The organism is Microbacterium zouquanmingi (genome assembly GCF_052266695.1).
Classification (GTDB): Bacteria; Actinomycetota; Actinomycetes; order Actinomycetales; family Microbacteriaceae; genus Microbacterium.
Genome location: NZ_JBQPQZ010000003.1, coordinates 297361 through 312862, shown reverse-complemented (window position 1 = coordinate 312862; position 15502 = coordinate 297361). Strand labels below are relative to the sequence as shown.

At 67.6% G+C, this 15502-nt stretch carries 14 protein-coding genes; 7 read left to right on the top strand and 7 right to left on the bottom strand.

Annotation, left to right across the window (positions count from 1 at the left end; translation table 11 throughout):
* Positions 1 to 84 precede the first annotated feature (84 nt).
* Together ACTU6U_RS08485 and ACTU6U_RS08480 are read right to left on the bottom strand one after the other, a co-directional pair.
* Complete coding sequence (locus tag ACTU6U_RS08485) at positions 85 to 1197, bottom strand: ABC transporter substrate-binding protein (protein ID WP_443468688.1); 1113 nt, start codon at positions 1195 to 1197, stop codon at positions 85 to 87.
* Between the two features lie 81 nt (positions 1198 to 1278).
* Positions 1279 to 2463 (bottom strand): ROK family transcriptional regulator, encoded by a 1185-nt coding sequence (locus tag ACTU6U_RS08480; RefSeq protein ID WP_443468687.1) that lies wholly within the window; start codon positions 2461 to 2463, stop codon positions 1279 to 1281.
* Between the two features lie 97 nt (positions 2464 to 2560).
* Between ACTU6U_RS08480 and ACTU6U_RS08475 the strand changes: the two genes are divergently transcribed.
* Positions 2561 to 3607: an LLM class flavin-dependent oxidoreductase gene (locus tag ACTU6U_RS08475; protein ID WP_443468686.1), complete on the top strand. Its 1047-nt coding sequence runs from the start codon at positions 2561 to 2563 to the stop codon at positions 3605 to 3607.
* Between the two features lie 137 nt (positions 3608 to 3744).
* Here the strand turns inward: ACTU6U_RS08475 and pheA are convergent, their stop codons facing one another.
* Positions 3745 to 4695 carry a prephenate dehydratase gene (pheA, locus tag ACTU6U_RS08470; protein ID WP_443468685.1) on the bottom strand — a complete coding sequence of 317 codons (951 nt, stop codon included), beginning with the start codon at positions 4693 to 4695 and terminating at the stop codon, positions 3745 to 3747.
* Between the two features lie 74 nt (positions 4696 to 4769).
* Between pheA and pgm the strand changes: the two genes are divergently transcribed.
* Positions 4770 to 6413, top strand: a complete 1644-nt coding sequence (gene pgm / locus ACTU6U_RS08465; protein WP_443468684.1) for a phosphoglucomutase (alpha-D-glucose-1,6-bisphosphate-dependent) — start codon at positions 4770 to 4772, stop codon at positions 6411 to 6413.
* Positions 6414 to 6461: 48 nt separating this feature from the next.
* On the opposite strand, the gene ACTU6U_RS08460 is transcribed toward pgm, so the two are convergent.
* Genes ACTU6U_RS08460 through ACTU6U_RS08450 form a run of 3 tightly spaced genes read right to left on the bottom strand, consistent with a single transcriptional unit; the run spans position 6462 to position 9368 of the window.
* Entirely contained in the window at positions 6462 to 7571 is a 1110-nt protein-coding gene (locus tag ACTU6U_RS08460; RefSeq protein ID WP_443468683.1) for a glycerate kinase, read from the bottom strand.
* A gap of 59 nt (positions 7572 to 7630) precedes the next feature.
* Entirely contained in the window at positions 7631 to 8401 is a 771-nt protein-coding gene (locus tag ACTU6U_RS08455; RefSeq protein WP_443468682.1) for a sugar phosphate isomerase/epimerase family protein, read from the bottom strand.
* Between the two features lie 4 nt (positions 8402 to 8405).
* Positions 8406 to 9368, bottom strand: coding sequence for a LacI family DNA-binding transcriptional regulator (locus ACTU6U_RS08450; protein WP_443468861.1), 963 nt, complete (start codon positions 9366 to 9368; stop codon positions 8406 to 8408).
* A 153-nt stretch (positions 9369 to 9521) separates the two neighbouring features.
* Here ACTU6U_RS08450 and galT point away from each other — a divergent pair, with 153 nt between their 5' ends.
* The 5 genes from galT to ACTU6U_RS08425 all read left to right on the top strand — a co-directional run bounded on the left by galT (position 9522) and on the right by ACTU6U_RS08425 (position 14986).
* Positions 9522 to 10703 (top strand): galactose-1-phosphate uridylyltransferase, encoded by a 1182-nt coding sequence (gene galT / locus ACTU6U_RS08445; protein WP_443468860.1) that lies wholly within the window; start codon positions 9522 to 9524, stop codon positions 10701 to 10703.
* The gene (galK, locus tag ACTU6U_RS08440; protein WP_443468681.1) at positions 10700 to 11875 is read left to right on the top strand and encodes a galactokinase; all 1176 of its coding nucleotides are present in this window, start codon (positions 10700 to 10702) and stop codon (positions 11873 to 11875) included. Before galT ends, galK begins: the two co-directional genes overlap by 4 nt.
* 103 nt (positions 11876 to 11978) lie before the next feature.
* Positions 11979 to 12956 carry a UDP-glucose 4-epimerase GalE gene (gene galE / locus ACTU6U_RS08435; RefSeq protein ID WP_443468680.1) on the top strand — a complete coding sequence of 326 codons (978 nt, stop codon included), beginning with the start codon at positions 11979 to 11981 and terminating at the stop codon, positions 12954 to 12956.
* A gap of 3 nt (positions 12957 to 12959) precedes the next feature.
* Positions 12960 to 13472 carry a GNAT family N-acetyltransferase gene (locus ACTU6U_RS08430; protein ID WP_443468679.1) on the top strand — a complete coding sequence of 171 codons (513 nt, stop codon included), beginning with the start codon at positions 12960 to 12962 and terminating at the stop codon, positions 13470 to 13472.
* 47 nt (positions 13473 to 13519) lie between these two features.
* Positions 13520 to 14986, top strand: coding sequence for a carboxylesterase/lipase family protein (locus ACTU6U_RS08425; RefSeq protein ID WP_443468678.1), 1467 nt, complete (start codon positions 13520 to 13522; stop codon positions 14984 to 14986).
* Between the two features lie 80 nt (positions 14987 to 15066).
* On the opposite strand, the gene ACTU6U_RS08420 is transcribed toward ACTU6U_RS08425, so the two are convergent.
* Positions 15067 to 15498, bottom strand: a complete 432-nt coding sequence (locus tag ACTU6U_RS08420) for a hypothetical protein (protein ID WP_443468677.1) — start codon at positions 15496 to 15498, stop codon at positions 15067 to 15069.
* Positions 15499 to 15502: the final 4 nt, after the last annotated feature.

The following is a 15502-nucleotide window of genomic DNA, read 5'->3' as shown; positions in this document are numbered from 1 at the left end:
TTCGCAGGGGCGGGGTGCTGTTACCACGAAAACCCCTCCTTTTAGTGGCCGCGCTGCCGGCGACTCCCCCCCACCCCGGGGTGATCACTTGAGACCGTGCGCGGCGCACGCATCGGCGTAGGCCGCGGTGCAGATCTCGTCGATCGTGTACAGCTCGTCAGCGACGACGGTGTCCTTGATGTTGTCGACGGTCACCGCGACCGGCTTCAGCAGGAACGACGGGATCGCGTCGCCGCTCCCGGTGTCAGCGGTCGTGTCTGCCTTGGGCGACTCGCCCTTGGTCAGCGCGACAGCCAACTCAGCTGCCTGGTAGGCCTCGGGCTTGAATGCCTTGTATACGGTCATGAACTGGTCCCCGGCGAGGATGCGCTGGATGCCGGCAAGCGAGGCATCCTGACCCGTGACGGGAGGAAGCGGCGTGATGCCGCCGCCCTTCAGAGCCGCGATCGCGCCACCGGCGGTGTCGTCGTTGGCGTCGTAGACACCGGTGATCTGGTCACCGAACTTGGTCACCTGACCGGCGACCCAGTCCTGAGCCTTGGGCGGCTCCCATCCGGGCGTGTCGTACTCGGCGAGGACGGTCAGCCCGGATGCGTCGATGACGCTGTGCGCACCCTTCTTGAACTGCGCGGCGTTCGGGTCGGTCGGCGATCCGTTGACCATGATGATGCCCGAGTCCTCGGGCAGGCCGAGAACGCCCATCTGATCGACGAGTGCCTGAGCCTGCAGTTCGCCGACCTTCTCGTTGTCGAACGAGACGTAGTACGACACATCGGGGCTGTCGATGAGGCGGTCGTACGAGACGACAGGGATGTCTTTGGCCTTGGCCTGGTTGACGATCGCCGCGGCGGCCTTGCCGTCGAAGGGATCGAGCACCAGCACGTCGACACCCTGCGTGAGCATGGACTCGGCCTGCTGCTGCTGCTTGGCGGCGTCGCCGTCAGCGTTCGCGTAGAGCACGGTGCAGTCGGGGCAGAGCTCGGCGACCTTCTCTTCGAAATAGGGCTTGTCAGCGCTGGCGTAACGCTCGGTGACGTTGTCGGGAAGCAGGAGCCCGATCGTCGCGGCGGAGGCATCCCCAGTCTCGGCAGGAGCGGCATCGCCGGTCTGTGTGCCGTTGGAACACGCAGACAGCATGCCCAACGAAAGCGCGAGCGCGGTCGTAGCCACCAGCGCTCGCTTGGTTGTGTTCTTCATTGAAAACCTCCGTAGCTGTGCCGACCACTTTGGCGACATCTGAGCATGACAGGATTCAGCCATTGGCGTCAAGACTTGAATTCAAGCCATGAGAAGATCCGATTCGCGCACATTGGTCTCGTCGATCGCACGGACTGCGGCGCCCCTCGCAGCCGCTCCGATGCCCAGCTGTCCTGGCACGACGTCGGCAACGCCCTGACCGCTGACGATCATGGTGTTCTCCATCACCAGCCTGATCGGCCCGAGCAGCAGCTCCCCTGCGCGCGCGAAGTCGCCGCCGACGATGATCCGCTCCGGGTCGAACAGGTTGCAGAGGTTACCTGTCGCGAGCCCGATGTGCCGACCGGCCTCAGTCAGCGCGCGGATGCAGTCGGGGTCATTCGCCATCGCCCGAACGACGACATCGCCGACCTTGGTGATTCCCCCGGCATCCCCGAGCTTCTCGAGAATCGCAGGTCCCCCAGCGATCGCTTCCAAGCACCCCCGGTTGCCGCACCGGCACAGCGGACCATCCTCGAGAATCACCGTGTGCCCAAGCTCTCCGGCGGTGCCGTTGTGACCGCGCAGCAGCTGTCCGCCGAGCAGCAGGCCGGCGCCGATGCCGTCATCCACGTCGATGAAGACCACGTTCTGCTTGCCGCGCCCCGCGCCCAGTCGCGCTTCGGCGAGCGCTGCGAGATTCGAGGCGTTGTCGAGGAAGATCGGCTGCCGCAGCCGCCGATGCATGACATCCGCGATGTCGACTCCGGTCCAGCCGCGCAGGATGCCGCGCCCCGCGACGCGCCCCGTGGCCCGGTCGATCGGCGCCGAGATCGCCACCCCGACACCGCGCAGCTCATCGATGCCCGACTCGAGGTTCGAGAGGATGTCGGCGAGCAGGAGAGAGGCCCGATCGAGCTCGTTGTCGGCGCGGTGATCGCGCGCGAGCGGCATGTGGTTCTCGCCAAGCACGCTGCCGTTCACATCCGCAACGATGACCCGCAGATGGCGGGCGGCGACATGGATGCCGGCGACGAGACCCACTGCACGGGCGAAGGACACCAGCGTCGCTCGTCGTCCACTGCGAATGCTCGGCGTCGTGCGCAGGATTCCGGCCGCCGCGAGCTCTTTCACGATGTTCGAAACGGATGCTGCCGAAAGCCCCGTGACCGCAGCCAATTCGACCTGCGTGAGGCTGCCCTGTTTCTTGATCGCGGCCACCACACGGCGCCGGTTGGCTTCACGCAGTGAAGACTGTGAGCCCGGAGGACGCCTTTGTGATGTCACGACGACACTTTATCCGCGTCAGGCGCGGATACGCGAGCATCCGGCATTTCGCCACGCGCAAGGAATGTATGACCACACCCGCATGTTCACCTCTGTGATGACTGCTTCAGCCCCCGCTCTGTCCGTGCTCGACCTCGTTCCGGTGCGCACCGGCCAGACCAGCGCAGAGGCGATCAACGCCTCTCTATCGCTGGCCGAGACCGCCGACCGGCTCGCTTATCACCGCTACTGGTTCGCCGAGCACCACAACATGCCGGCCGTGGCATCCACGACCCCACCCGTGCTGATCGCGGCCGCCGCCGCGCGCACCAAGACCATGCGTCTGGGTTCCGGTGGCGTCATGCTCCCCAACCATGCGCCGCTCATCGTCGCCGAGCAGTTCGCGGCGCTCGAGGCCATCGCGCCCGGGCGCATCGACCTCGGGCTCGGTCGGGCTCCGGGCAGCGACCCCGTCATCACTCAGCTTCTCCGCGGCTCGGGGACGACCAGTGACGTGGAGCAGTTCCCCCGCCACGTACAGGACATCACGATGCTCCTCAGCAGCGAGGGTGCGACGGTGCGCTTCACGTCGGGCGGCGAGTACATCGTGCATTCGACGCCGGCAGCCACGAGCACGCCGGAGGTCTGGCTGCTGGGCTCGAGCGACTACTCGGCTCAGCTCGCGGCATCCCAGGGGCTACCCTACGTGTTCGCCAACCATTTCTCGGGCCAGGGGCTGGAGCGCGCGCTGGATCTGTACCGCACGAACTATCAGCCGAGCGAGGCGCACCCGGCACCTCGGACCTTCCTCACCGTCAACGTCGTCGCCGCCCCCACGCCCGAAGAGGCCGAGGCGCGGGCACTGCCGCAGCTGCGCATGATGTCGCGGCTGCGGTTGAACAAGCCGCTGATCGCGCTCGAAAGCGTCGACGAGGCGCTGGCCGCGGCATCCGACCCCGCGACCGATCAGGTCGTCGAGGCCGCCCGCTCACGCTGGTTCGTCGGCACCGGCGCGCAGGTCGCGACCCAACTGCGCGAGTTCGCGACGAAGTTCGGTGTCGACGAGGTCATGGTCTCCCCTGTCGCCGGCGCGTACGAGACAGAGCCGATGGATGCTCCGGCCGGCCGAGCCCAGACGCTCGAGCTCGTCGCCGCCGCGCTTTAGCGTCGGCGGCCGGGCGCGGGGCGCGGCGGGGGCGCGCGGGATGCTTTTCGCGGCTCGCAGGCCGGTTTAGACCCGAGATCCATCCCGCGCGCGCCAACCGACCCGGCCAACCGGCGCGACGAACGAGAACGAGCGGGTCAGGCCTCGGGCTCGCCGGCGATGAGGGCGCGCAGCCAGTCGCGCGCCTCGACGAACACGTCATCGGCGTAGCGCTCGGGGTACTGCACGATCCGGCGATCGGCCCGCGGGTACGACCCGAGGTAGACCACGCGTGGGCTGAAGCGGCGGATGCCGAGCAGCGCATCGGCCATCCGCTCATCGTGCACGTGTCCGTCCGCATCGATCACGAAGCGGTAGCGTCCGAGCGAATCCCCGATGGGGCGGGATTCGATGAGCGAGAGGTTGATGCCACGGGTCGAGAACTGCTCGAGCATGTCGAGCAGGGCTCCCGGCTGATCGTTCGGGAGCTCGACGATGAGCGAGGTCTTGTCTGCCCCGGTCGGATCCGGCGCTGTGGTCGTCCGCGTGACCAGCACGAAGCGGGTGACGGCCGACGTGTTGTCACCGATCTCGGAGGCGAGCACGTCGACGTCGTAGTGCGCCACGATCCCGGGAGGTGCGATCGCCGCCTGCGCGGGGGAGGTTCCCTCGAGCACGCCGATGGCGGATGCCACGTTGCTCGCTGCCGGAACATGGGAGTGGTTAGGCAGATGCTCGCCGAGCCAGGCGTGACACTGCGCGTAGGCCACGGGATGCGCGGCGATCGCAGAGACGTCCTCGAGCTTCGTTCCGCGAGGGGCGACGAGCACGAAATTAACCTTGACCAGGTATTCACCAACGATGCGCAGCCCCGGGAGCGTCGCCAGAGCATCCTGAGTCGTGGAGACGCCGCCCTCGATGGAGTTCTCGATCGCGATCATCGCCGCGTAGCTTCGCCCTTCGAGCACGTCCGCGAGCGCCTCGCCGACGTTGTGCACCGAACGGCGATCGTGCCCCCGAGCCTCGGCCACCTGATCGAGTGCTGCTTCGGTGAAGGTACCCGCTGGCCCCAGGTAGCTGTAAGTACGGCGTTCAGTCACGCGTTTCACCTTAGCCCCGTCCTCCCCTCACCCGCCTCATCATTCAGGATGCGCGCGCGCCCGTATCGGGGCACACTGGAAGCATGACCAGCCGTGCCGGCCTCCCCGCGGAGGAAAAAGACCTCATCGATGTCGACGCACTCATCGCCGCCTACTACGACCGGCACCCTGATCCCGCTGACCCCGCACAGCGCGTGGTCTTCGGCACGAGCGGCCATCGCGGCTCGTCGCTGGCCGGCAGCTTCAACGAGAACCACATCCTCGCCACCACGCAGGCGATCGTCGACTATCGCCGCACTCAGGGCATCACCGGCCCGCTCTTCCTCGGTCGCGACACCCACGCCCTCTCACTCCCCGCCGAGCGCAGCGCGATCGAAGTTCTGCTCGCAAACGGTGTGGATCTGCGCGTCGACTCCCGTGATTCGTACGTGCCCACCCCGGCTCTCAGCCACGCGATCCTCACGTACAACCGTGACCTGCCCTCGGATGCTGCCGAACGAGCAGACGGCATCGTCGTCACCCCTTCGCACAATCCGCCCCGCGACGGCGGCTTCAAGTACAACCCTCCGCACGGCGGCCCCGCCGACACGGATGCCACGAGCTGGATCGCAGACCGCGCGAACGAGCTGATCGAGGCTGGCATGGAAGGCGTGCAGGCCACGAGCTTCGCCGACATCGACTGGGACGCGCTGCAAAACTACGACTTCCGCGACGCGTACGTGCGCGACCTGCCCTCGATCATCGACCTCGACGCGATCAAGAACGCCGGTGTGCGCATCGGCGCTGATCCTCTCGGCGGAGCATCCGTCGACTACTGGGCCCTCATCAAGGAGATGCACGGCCTCGATCTCACGGTCGTGAACCCCGAAGTCGACCCGACCTGGCGCTTCATGACGCTGGATTGGGACGAGAAGATCCGCATGGATCCGTCCTCGCCGAGTGCGATGGCATCGCTCGTCGCGCGTCGCGCAGATTTCGACGTCCTCACTGGAAACGACGCCGACGCCGACCGCCACGGTATCGTCACTCCGGATGCCGGGCTCATGAACCCCAACCACTACCTCGCCGTCGCGATCGACTACCTGTTCTCGCACCGTGCGGAATGGCCGCGGGATGCCGCAATCGGCAAGACCCTCGTCTCGTCGATGATCATCGACCGCGTCGCCGAATCCCTCGGGCGCCGCCTGCTCGAGGTTCCCGTCGGGTTCAAGTGGTTCGTCCCAGGACTCCTCGATGGATCGGTGGCCTTCGGTGGCGAAGAGTCGGCCGGAGCATCATTCCTGCGCCGCGACGGATCCGTCTGGTCCACAGACAAGGACGGCATCCTGCTGTGCCTGCTGGCCGCCGAGATCATCGCGGTAACGGGCAAGTCCCCGTCGGAGCGCTATGCGGAGCTCGAGGCCGCGTTCGGAGCATCCGCGTACCAGCGCGTCGACGCACCGGCGACGCCGGAGCAGAAGGCGACGCTCTCTCGCCTCGCCCCCGAGTCTGTCACCGCGACGACGCTTGCCGGCGAGGAGATCACCGCCAAGCTCTCGAACGCTCCCGGAAACGGTGCGGCGATCGGCGGGTTGAAGGTGCAGACCGAGCACGCGTGGTTCGCCGCGCGCCCTTCGGGCACGGAGGACGTCTACAAGCTCTATGCCGAGAGCCTGCGCGGACCCGAACACCTCGCCGAGGTGCAGGCCGAAGCCCGCGCCGTGGTCTCGGCCGCGCTCGGTTCCTGAGGCAGGCGCCCGTCAGGTCGCCTCGGCGCCCGTCCAGGTCGCGGGCGCTTAACCGTTCGCAGCGCGCTCCGCGAGCGCCTCGCCGGCGGCGCGCAGCCAACGCGCCGGGTCGCGAAGAGCGGATGCTGAAGACCCCGCGAGATCAGTCAGCGAAGCGGATGCCGCGAAAAGCCCCGTGTCGGCATCCTCATCGATGCGTCCTGCGACGAGCATCGGCTTCACGCCGGCCTCCGCAGCAAGCGCAGCGACGAACGACGGCACCTTGCCATCACCGGACTGTCCGTCATAGGCGCCTTCGCCGGTCACGACGACGTCGCTGCCCGCGATCGCATCGGCGAGCCCGATGAGATGCGCGACCTCGGCGGCCCCTGGCGCGAGGCATGCACCCCAGACGATGAGTGCGCCGCCGACCCCGCCGGCAGCTCCCACTCCTGGCCTGTTGCTGTCAAGGCCCAGCAGGTCAGCGAGCTGCGCGAGGGCGGCATCCGTTCGCTCGATTTCGCCGGCGTCAGTGAGCCCCTTCTGTGGGCCGAAGACGGCCGCCGCCCCGCGAGGACCGGTCAACGGATTGGTGACGTCGGTGAGCACGTGCACCTCGGGAGCCGCGCGCAGACCGCTCAGGTCGGCGTGCGCGATGGCGGACAGTCCGCGCGCACCGAGAGGGACCTCCGCTCCGGACTCATCGAGGAATCGCGCGCCGAGCGCGCGCAGCATCCCGGTGCCGCCATCCGTCGATGCGCTGGATCCGATGCCGAGCACGACACGGGAGACTCCGTGGTCGAGAGCCGCGCTGATAGCCTGCCCGAATCCCGTGGAGTCGGCATCCCATGGGCGGAGCTCGTCCAGAAGCTCGATTCCCGATGTGGAGGCCATATCGATCACGGCCGTACCCGCGGGCGCCTCATCCGAGCCGGGCAGGAGCAGCCAGCTGGAGTCGATCGGGCGGCCTGCCGGTCCATCGACGCGCACCGGTATGCGCTGGACGCCCGCAACCGCGGCCTCGAATGCCGCGACGGTGCCCTCGCCGCCATCAGCCATCGGACGCAGAGTGAATTCGGCATCCGGATCGACCCCCAGCCAGCCCTCCGCAAGAGCGGATGCAGCCGCCAGCGCGGTGATCGTGCCCTTGAAACTGTCCGGTGCAAGAACGACCCTCACGAAGCGACTCCCTTCACGGACCACCCGGCACGGGTGTGCGTGGAGGTCATGAGCCGAGCCTACCGAGGTGTCCCGCCCGCGTAAGAACGCAAAGTCGCGGCCTCTGAAGCCAGCAGCGCGGGGTGATCATCTCGCACGAACTCGAGCAGCACCTCGCGCGGCGGTGTCTGCGCCGCGCCCACCGCCTCGAAGAACCGCCGCCACAACGACTCGCGCTCTTCGAGCAGCAGCCGCTGCGTCTGTGGCCACCACGAGAACGCATGCACGGCGCTGGTGTGCGCGGCGACAGCACGGTACTCGTCCAGCGCCGCGGCGTCGTCCGCGCCCACGCTCGGCTGCCAATAGGTCGTGAGCGCCTCAGGCGCCGCACCGACACCCGCGAGCAGGCGCAGCACGGCATCCGGGTTGTCAGCGAGAGTGCCGCGATGGAACTCGAGCGCCAAAGAGATCTGACGAGCGGATGCTTCGGCCACAGCATCCTTCAGCCTGCCGACGACCCGCGCGTACTGAGCGGGGGTCGCATCTCCAGAATCCACATCTCCGGCCCAGATGCGCACCCGATCCGCACCCAGGGCCTGTGCGCTGTCGAGGATCGGGGTGAGAGGCTCATCCGCACCCGCCCGGAAGTATGAACCGTAGGAGCAGACGTCGAGTCCCGCATCCCTCGTCCGCGCAGCGACCTGCGTTGCGCGCTCCGGATCTCCCGGCGGCACGTGCACGTCGCCGCCCCACTCGATGACCTCGAGTCCAGCTTCTGCGGCGAGCGGCACGATCTGCTCTGGCGCGAGGTGGCGAAAAGTCACCGAGCACAGTCCGAGCCGGATCGTCATGAGCTCATCTTCTCGTGCTCGCGCGCTCTACCAGGCGCGTCGGGATCAGTATCGAGGGCGTCGATTCTGCGTGCTCGATACCCGCGATCAGCGCGGCCACCGCGGCCTCGGCGAGCGCGGGAAAGTCCTGCCGGATCGTCGTAAGGGGCGGACGGTAGTTCGCGGCATCCGGAACATCATCGAAACCGATCACGCTGACGTCTTCAGGTACGCGGCTGCCGTGTTCAGCAAGAGCGCGCATGAGCCCGAGCGCCATCTGGTCGTTCGCGCAGAACACCGCAGTCGCGCTCTCGAGAGCGGCCGCTGCGGTATAGCCCGACTCCGCCGACCAGTCACCGCGAACGATCGCTGGCGCATCGATCCCGGCATCCTGCAACGTCTCGCGCCAGCCACGCTCACGCTCGGCCGCGGCGAAGGAGTCCGCCGGGCCCGCCAGGTGATGCACGGTCGCGTGCTCTCCCTGCAGCAGATGACGCGTCGCCTGGGCGGCGCCGCCGGCATGATCGCTGCTCACCGTGCTGACGAAAGCAGGCTCCGAGGCGTCTGACGCACCGTCGACGACCACGAGCCGGAGCCCTGCCGGAGAGTCCGCCGCCCGAGTGAGAGCCGACGCCTCGTTCAGAACGATCGCGCCATCAACGCCCTGATCCTGCAGCCTGTCGAAGGCCTCGGCGATGCTGCCCGCGGCGGTCACGACCAACAGTGCGTAGCCACGGCGTTCAGCCGCTTCGGCTGTGGCCTGCAGCATCCGGGAGTTGCCGACCGTCGCGAGCGTCGTCACGACCAGTCCGATCGTGTGGGTGCGCCCTGTACGCAGCGCGCGGGCGGCGCGATGGGGTCGGTAACCGAGCTCGGCCATCGCCTTCTCGACCCGCGCACGGGTGGCAGGGTCGACTCGGGGGCTGTCGTTGACGACGCGCGACACGGTCTGCCCCGAGACTCCGGCTCGGCTGGCCACCATCGCCATCGAAACGCGCCCGGGCACAGCACTGCGGCGCTTTCGGGGCGGTTTCTGGCCGAGTAGGTCGTCGGTCACCGGCATCCTCCGCTCACGATCTGCTCGCACAACTCCTGAATGTTGACGTTACCACCGCTCGCCGGGTAACGTGTTTACGTGAACATCGAAGAATCTCCGGAGTTGTGCACGCCGACCGAGCTCAGCGCCGGCGTCATCAAGCGCTCCACCCGCCTCGCTGATGGCCGAGAACTGTTTTACTACGACGATCCGAGCACCTCGCTCGGCGCCGAGCGCGCCATCGACGCCCGCGCCCTCGACCCGCGCCCGGACAGCGCGAACATGCGCCTCGATGTGCTCACCGGCGATTGGATCACCGTCGCCGCGAACCGCCAGAACCGCGTCATGATGCCCTCGGCCGACTCCGATCCCCTCGCACCGCAGTCGCCGACGAACCCGTCCGAGGTTCCTTCGCTCTACGACGTCGCGGTGTTCGAGAACCGCTCCCCCGCCTTCGGACCCGCTCTAGCCGAGGCTCTGGGCACCGCCCCCGCCGCATCGAACCCGCCCCGCGGCCTCGACGATCTCGCCGCGCTCAGCCTCGGCCGCACCCGCACTTCCGTCGGCCGCTGCGAGGTCGTGTGCTTCAGCCCTGACCACTCCGGATCTTTCGGAACCCAGTCGGTCACCCGCGCCCGCACCGTCATCGAGGCCTGGGCTGATCGCACGGCCGCGCTGTCGAAACTTCCTGGCATCGAGCAGATCTTCCCGTTCGAGAACCGCGGCGAAGCGATCGGCGTCACCCTTCCCCACCCCCACGGACAGATCTACGCGTACCCCTACGTCACGCCGCGCACGACCCGCGCACTCGAGAGCATCGACCGCACCTCGCCGGATCTGTTCCAGCGCATTCTCGAGTCGGAACGGGACTCCGAGCGCGTCGTGTTCCGGGGCGAGCACTGGACCGCCTTCGTGCCCTTCGCCGCACGCTGGCCCCTCGAAGTGCACCTCATGCCGAACAGGCAGGTGCCCGATTTCGCTGAGACCACCGTCGCTGAGCGCGATGAGCTGGCTCCGCTGTACCTGAAGCTACTCAAGGGCGTCGATGCGCTCTATGACACCCCCACCCCGTACATCGCTGCGTGGCACCAGGCGCCGGTGAACATCGGCCGCGACACGGTCCGTCTGCACCTGCAGCTGACGAGCCCACGCCGCGCTGCCGACAAGCTCAAGTTCCTCGCTGGATCCGAGGCCGCCATGTGGGCCTGGGCCGCTGAAGTCACCCCCGAGCAGGGCGCGGAGCGGATCCGCGAAGCCATCGCACGCGCAGAATCAGGTAACGCATGACCACTCAAGAAGCCGCTCTCGCTCTGTTCGCCGAGCTCACCGACAGTGCTCCCGCCGGCGTCTGGTCGGCGCCGGGGCGCGTGAACCTGATCGGTGAGCACACCGACTACAACGATGGTTTCGTGCTGCCGTTCGCCATCCCGCATCGCACATATGCCGCTGTCGGCATCCGTGATGACGCACGCATTCGCGTCGCATCCACCTTCGCCGAAGCACCCGTCGAAGTCGCCCTTGATGAGCTGAACGCGCTGTTCCCGACAGCATCCGGCACTGAGCCCGCCGTCCCGGAGTGGGCCGCATATCCGCTCGGCGTCGCTTGGGCGCTGCAGCTGGCCGGTGCCACGGGCGCAGGCGTCGACATCGCGATCGCCTCTGAGGTCCCCGTCGGTGCCGGACTGTCATCCTCGGCCGCGATCGAGGGTGCTGCCGCGGGCGCGCTGAACGATCTGTGGAACGCCGGCCTCGACCGGACGGCCCTGGCCCGCATCGGCCGCCGCGCCGAGAACGAGGCAGTGGGCGCACCAACCGGAATCATGGATCAGATGGCCTCCATGCTCGGCGAGCGCGATCGCGCACTGTTCCTGGACTGCCGCACGCTCGAGACGAATCTCGTCACGCTCGGGATGGCTGATGCGGGCCTTGAGATCCTCGTGATGGACACGCAGGTGAAGCACGCACACGCCACCGGCGGCTACGGCGAGCGCCGGGCGTCCTGCGAGCGGGGCGCAGCCCTCATGGGCACCACCTCGCTGCGCGACGTCTCGATCGACGACCTGGCTCGTGCGGAAGAGATCATGGACGACGTCACCTTCCGGCGTGTGCGCCACATCGTCACCGAGAACCAGCGTGTGCTCGACACGGTTCGCCTGCTGGGTGAGAGCGGAGCGCACGCGATCGGCGATCTGCTCGTCGCTTCCCACGAGTCGATGCGCGATGATTTCGAGATCTCGACGCCCGAGCTCGATCTCGCGGTCGCGACGGCGCTGTCAGAGGGCGCTATCGGTGCGCGAATGACGGGCGGCGGCTTCGGCGGTGCGGCGATCGCACTGGTCGAGCACTCGGCCGTCGAGCGCGTGTCGAGCGCCGTGATCGCAGCCTTCTCAGCATCCGGATTCACTGCACCGCACATCTTCTCGGTGGCTCCGGCCGCCGGTGCCCACCGCGACGTATGATCTGCGAACCCGCAACACCACGCCGAGACTCACACGATTCGCCGCCGGTTCGGCGTGGTGTTGCAGTTTCGGGGAGAATATAACGGACCTAGTGGAGGAACATATGTCCTGGATCGTCACCGGCGGTGCCGGCTACATCGGAGCACACGTCGTTCGTGCCCTCGCGACAGCCGGGCTCACCCCCGTCATCATCGACGATCTCTCCAGCGGGCAGACGTCCTTCATTCCCGAGGGCGTGCCGTTCGTCGACGGCAGCATCCTCGACCGCGAACTCGTCGAAAAGACGCTGCGCGACCACAACGCCGAGGGCGTCATCCACGTCGCCGGTTTCAAGTACGCCGGTGTTTCCGTGCAGCGTCCGCTGCACACCTACGCACAGAACGTCGAGGGCACCCGCGTGATCCTCGAGGCGATGGATGCCGCAGGCGTCCAGAACATCGTGTTCTCCTCATCCGCCGCGGTCTTCGGCACGCCTGACGTCGCGCTCGTCGTCGAAGAGACCGCGAAGAAGCCGGCGAGCCCGTATGGCGAGTCCAAGCTGATCGGCGAGTGGATGCTGCGCGACCAGGCGATCGCGACGGCCGACAGTGGGGCGCCGCTGCGCCACACCTCGCTGCGCTACTTCAACGTCGTCGGCTCCGCAGACCCGACGGTCTACGACGTCAGCCCGCACAACCTCTTCCCGATCGTGTTCGAGAAGCTTCTCGCGGACGAGATTCCGCGCATCAACGGCGACGACTACGACACCGAAGACGGCACGAATGTGCGCGACTACGTGCACGTCGGCGACATCGCAGCCGCCCACGTCGAGGCTGCGAAGCGCCTCGCGTCCGGAGCATCCATCGAGGCCGCCTACAACCTCGGCTCCGGTGATGGCCTCTCGGTGAAGCAGATCATGGATGCCATGGTCCGCGTCACCGGCATCGATTTCACGCCCGAGATCGGGCCCCGCCGCGCCGGCGACCCCGACCGCATCGTCGCAACAGGAGAGCTCGCAGCCCGCGATCTCGACTGGAAGATGCGCTATTCGGTCGACGAGATGGTGCGCACGGGCTGGGACGCCCGCCGCAACGCCGGCTGAGCGATGCTCATCCGGCCTGCCGCACTCGCGGATGCCCGCGGCATTGCCGCCGTGCACGTTCGCTCCTGGCAGTCTGCATATCGCGGTCTCATGCCGCAGCACGTACTCAACGCACTCGTCGTCGAGGATCGCGCAGAGCGCTGGCGTGGAATCCTCACTGACCCACACCCGCTGACACTCGGCACGTTGGTTGCCGAAAGCGACGGTGAGATCCTCGGCTGGGTATCGTTCGGCGCGGGACGCGATGAGGGCGCGGATGCCGACGGCGAGGTGTACGGAATCTACAGTGACCCCCGCTCCTGGTCGGCCGGAGTCGGGCACGCACTTCTCGCCGCCGCTGAAAGGGCGCTCATCGAGGCTGGATATCGCACAGCGTTTCTCTGGGTGCTCGATGGCAATGAGCGGGCAGACTCTTTCTACGAGCGCCAGGGCTGGACGACAGATGGCGCGACCAAGATCGAGGAGCGTCCGGAGCTGACTCTGCGCGAGCATCGGCGCATCAAGCCGCTGCACTGATGCCGAACCGGACGCGAGGCTACTCTGACAGAGACTAAGGAGCACGCGTGACCGACTCCCCCATCGTGCAGACCGCTTCCGGACCCGTGCGAGGTTTCTGGCGCGATCACGGAACGCCCGAAGCCTCCGCTGCCTTTCTCGGCATCCCGTTCGCGAAACCGCCCGTCGGCGACCTGCGTTTCGAAGCACCCACGCCGCCGGAGCCCTGGACACAACCGCTGGACGCCACCGCCTACGGCGCGACCGCGCTGCGCATCTCGGGCGTCGACAATCTGATCCCCGAACCCGCGGTCCCGGGCAAGAGCACGCTGAACGTGAACGTGTTCACTCCGGCGCTCGGTTGCTCGCTGCCTGTGCTCGTCTGGATCCACGGCGGCGGCTACACCGAGGGATCCCCCGCGAGCCCCTGGTACGACGGAGCACGGTTCAATCGCGACGGCGTCGTCACCGTAACGATCTCGTACCGGCTCGGTTTCGACGGCTTCGGGTACATCGAGGGCGCACCCGCGAACCGCGGGGTGCGCGACTGGATCGCCGCCCTCGAGTGGGTGCAGCAGAACATCGCCTCCTTCGGCGGCGACCCGTCGCGCGTCACGATCGGAGGGCAGTCCGCAGGTGGTGGTGGTGTCCTGACACTGCTCGGGATGCCGCAGACGCAGCACCTCTTCCATCAGGCGATCTCGCTCTCGGGTGCCCTCGCCGATGTGCCGCTGCCGACAGCCCGTGCACGCGCCGAGCGCATCGCCGAGCTCGGCGATGTCGCGCCCGACGTCGACGGATTCCGCCGTCTCACCGAGCGTCGGATCCGGCAGCTGCAGCCGAAGGCCGCAACGCCTCGCAAAGGCATCGGGATGGTGCGAGATCTACTGACCGATGGACTTCCGTGGGGGCCGATGGTCGACGGGGAGCTGATCACACGCCCGACGGTCGATTCACTCGCAGCAGGCGTCGGCGCCGACAAGCCCCTGCTGCTCGGCGCTACCGACGACGAGTTCACGATGGTCGCCGAGAGAGAAGGCGGAAAGCTCCGGCGTGTGCCCGCGGGCGTTCTGCTGATGCCGTTCTTGCGCAAGCGCACGGTCAGGCGCGCCTACCTCGCTGCCAACGCCGCTCAGCGCAAGAAGGGTGGAGTGGCGCTCGTCGGGCGGTTCATCAGTGATCACGTGTTCCGCGTGCTCATCCCCCGCGTCGCCGAAGCACGACGTGAGGCGGGTGCCGCCACCTGGGCGTACCGATTCTCGTGGGTGTCTCCGGTGAAAGGCTGGGCATGTCACTGCCTCGACGTGCCGTTCTGGTTCGATGGGCTCGACAGGGAGAAGGTCACGAATCTCGCGGGGCCGAATCCGCCGCAGTCGCTCGCGGACGATATGCACGGCGCGGCTGTGCATTTCATCGTGGACGGCGACCCGGGGTGGCCCGCCTGGGCGACTGCCCCCGGCATCGCCCGGGTGTTCGGCGGCGATGGAGCCGAGGTCGCAGAGGATGCTTACGACAGCGTCCTTGCGCTGGTGTGAGCTTCTCTGCGGGGTACGGGAGAAGGTTTTCCCGACTCCAGGTCGACCTGAAGCCGGGAAAACCTTCTGCCATCACCGGGTCACGAGTGTTCGAGCCGCTCGACGATCTCCGCGACCAACGCTTCGGGCGCGCGATCGACGGTCACGTCGAACCCGGCCTCATCCTCGCCCAGGTCCTCGAGTGTCTCCAGCTGCGAGCCGAGGAGAGTCGCCGGCATGAAGTGATCCGTCCGTGCCTCCGCGCGCGACGACAGTCCGGCAGCGTTGCGCTGCCGTCGATTTCTATTTCGTGAACTCCGGCTCGGCCGAGAGGATGCGCCCGCCGATGGAGTCGGTGAGATAGAGCCGTGGTCGACAGGGCTGGAGTGCGGGAGCTCCCCGGTCACGAGGACCTCTCCGGTGGCGGCACCGATTGTGACCATGGTGCTGTTCGCAGCATCGGTCACGTAGACCACGTCGCCATGAGCGGCGATCGCCGGGTGCGGCTGCTGCCACTCGCTCGGGCCCTCCATGCGT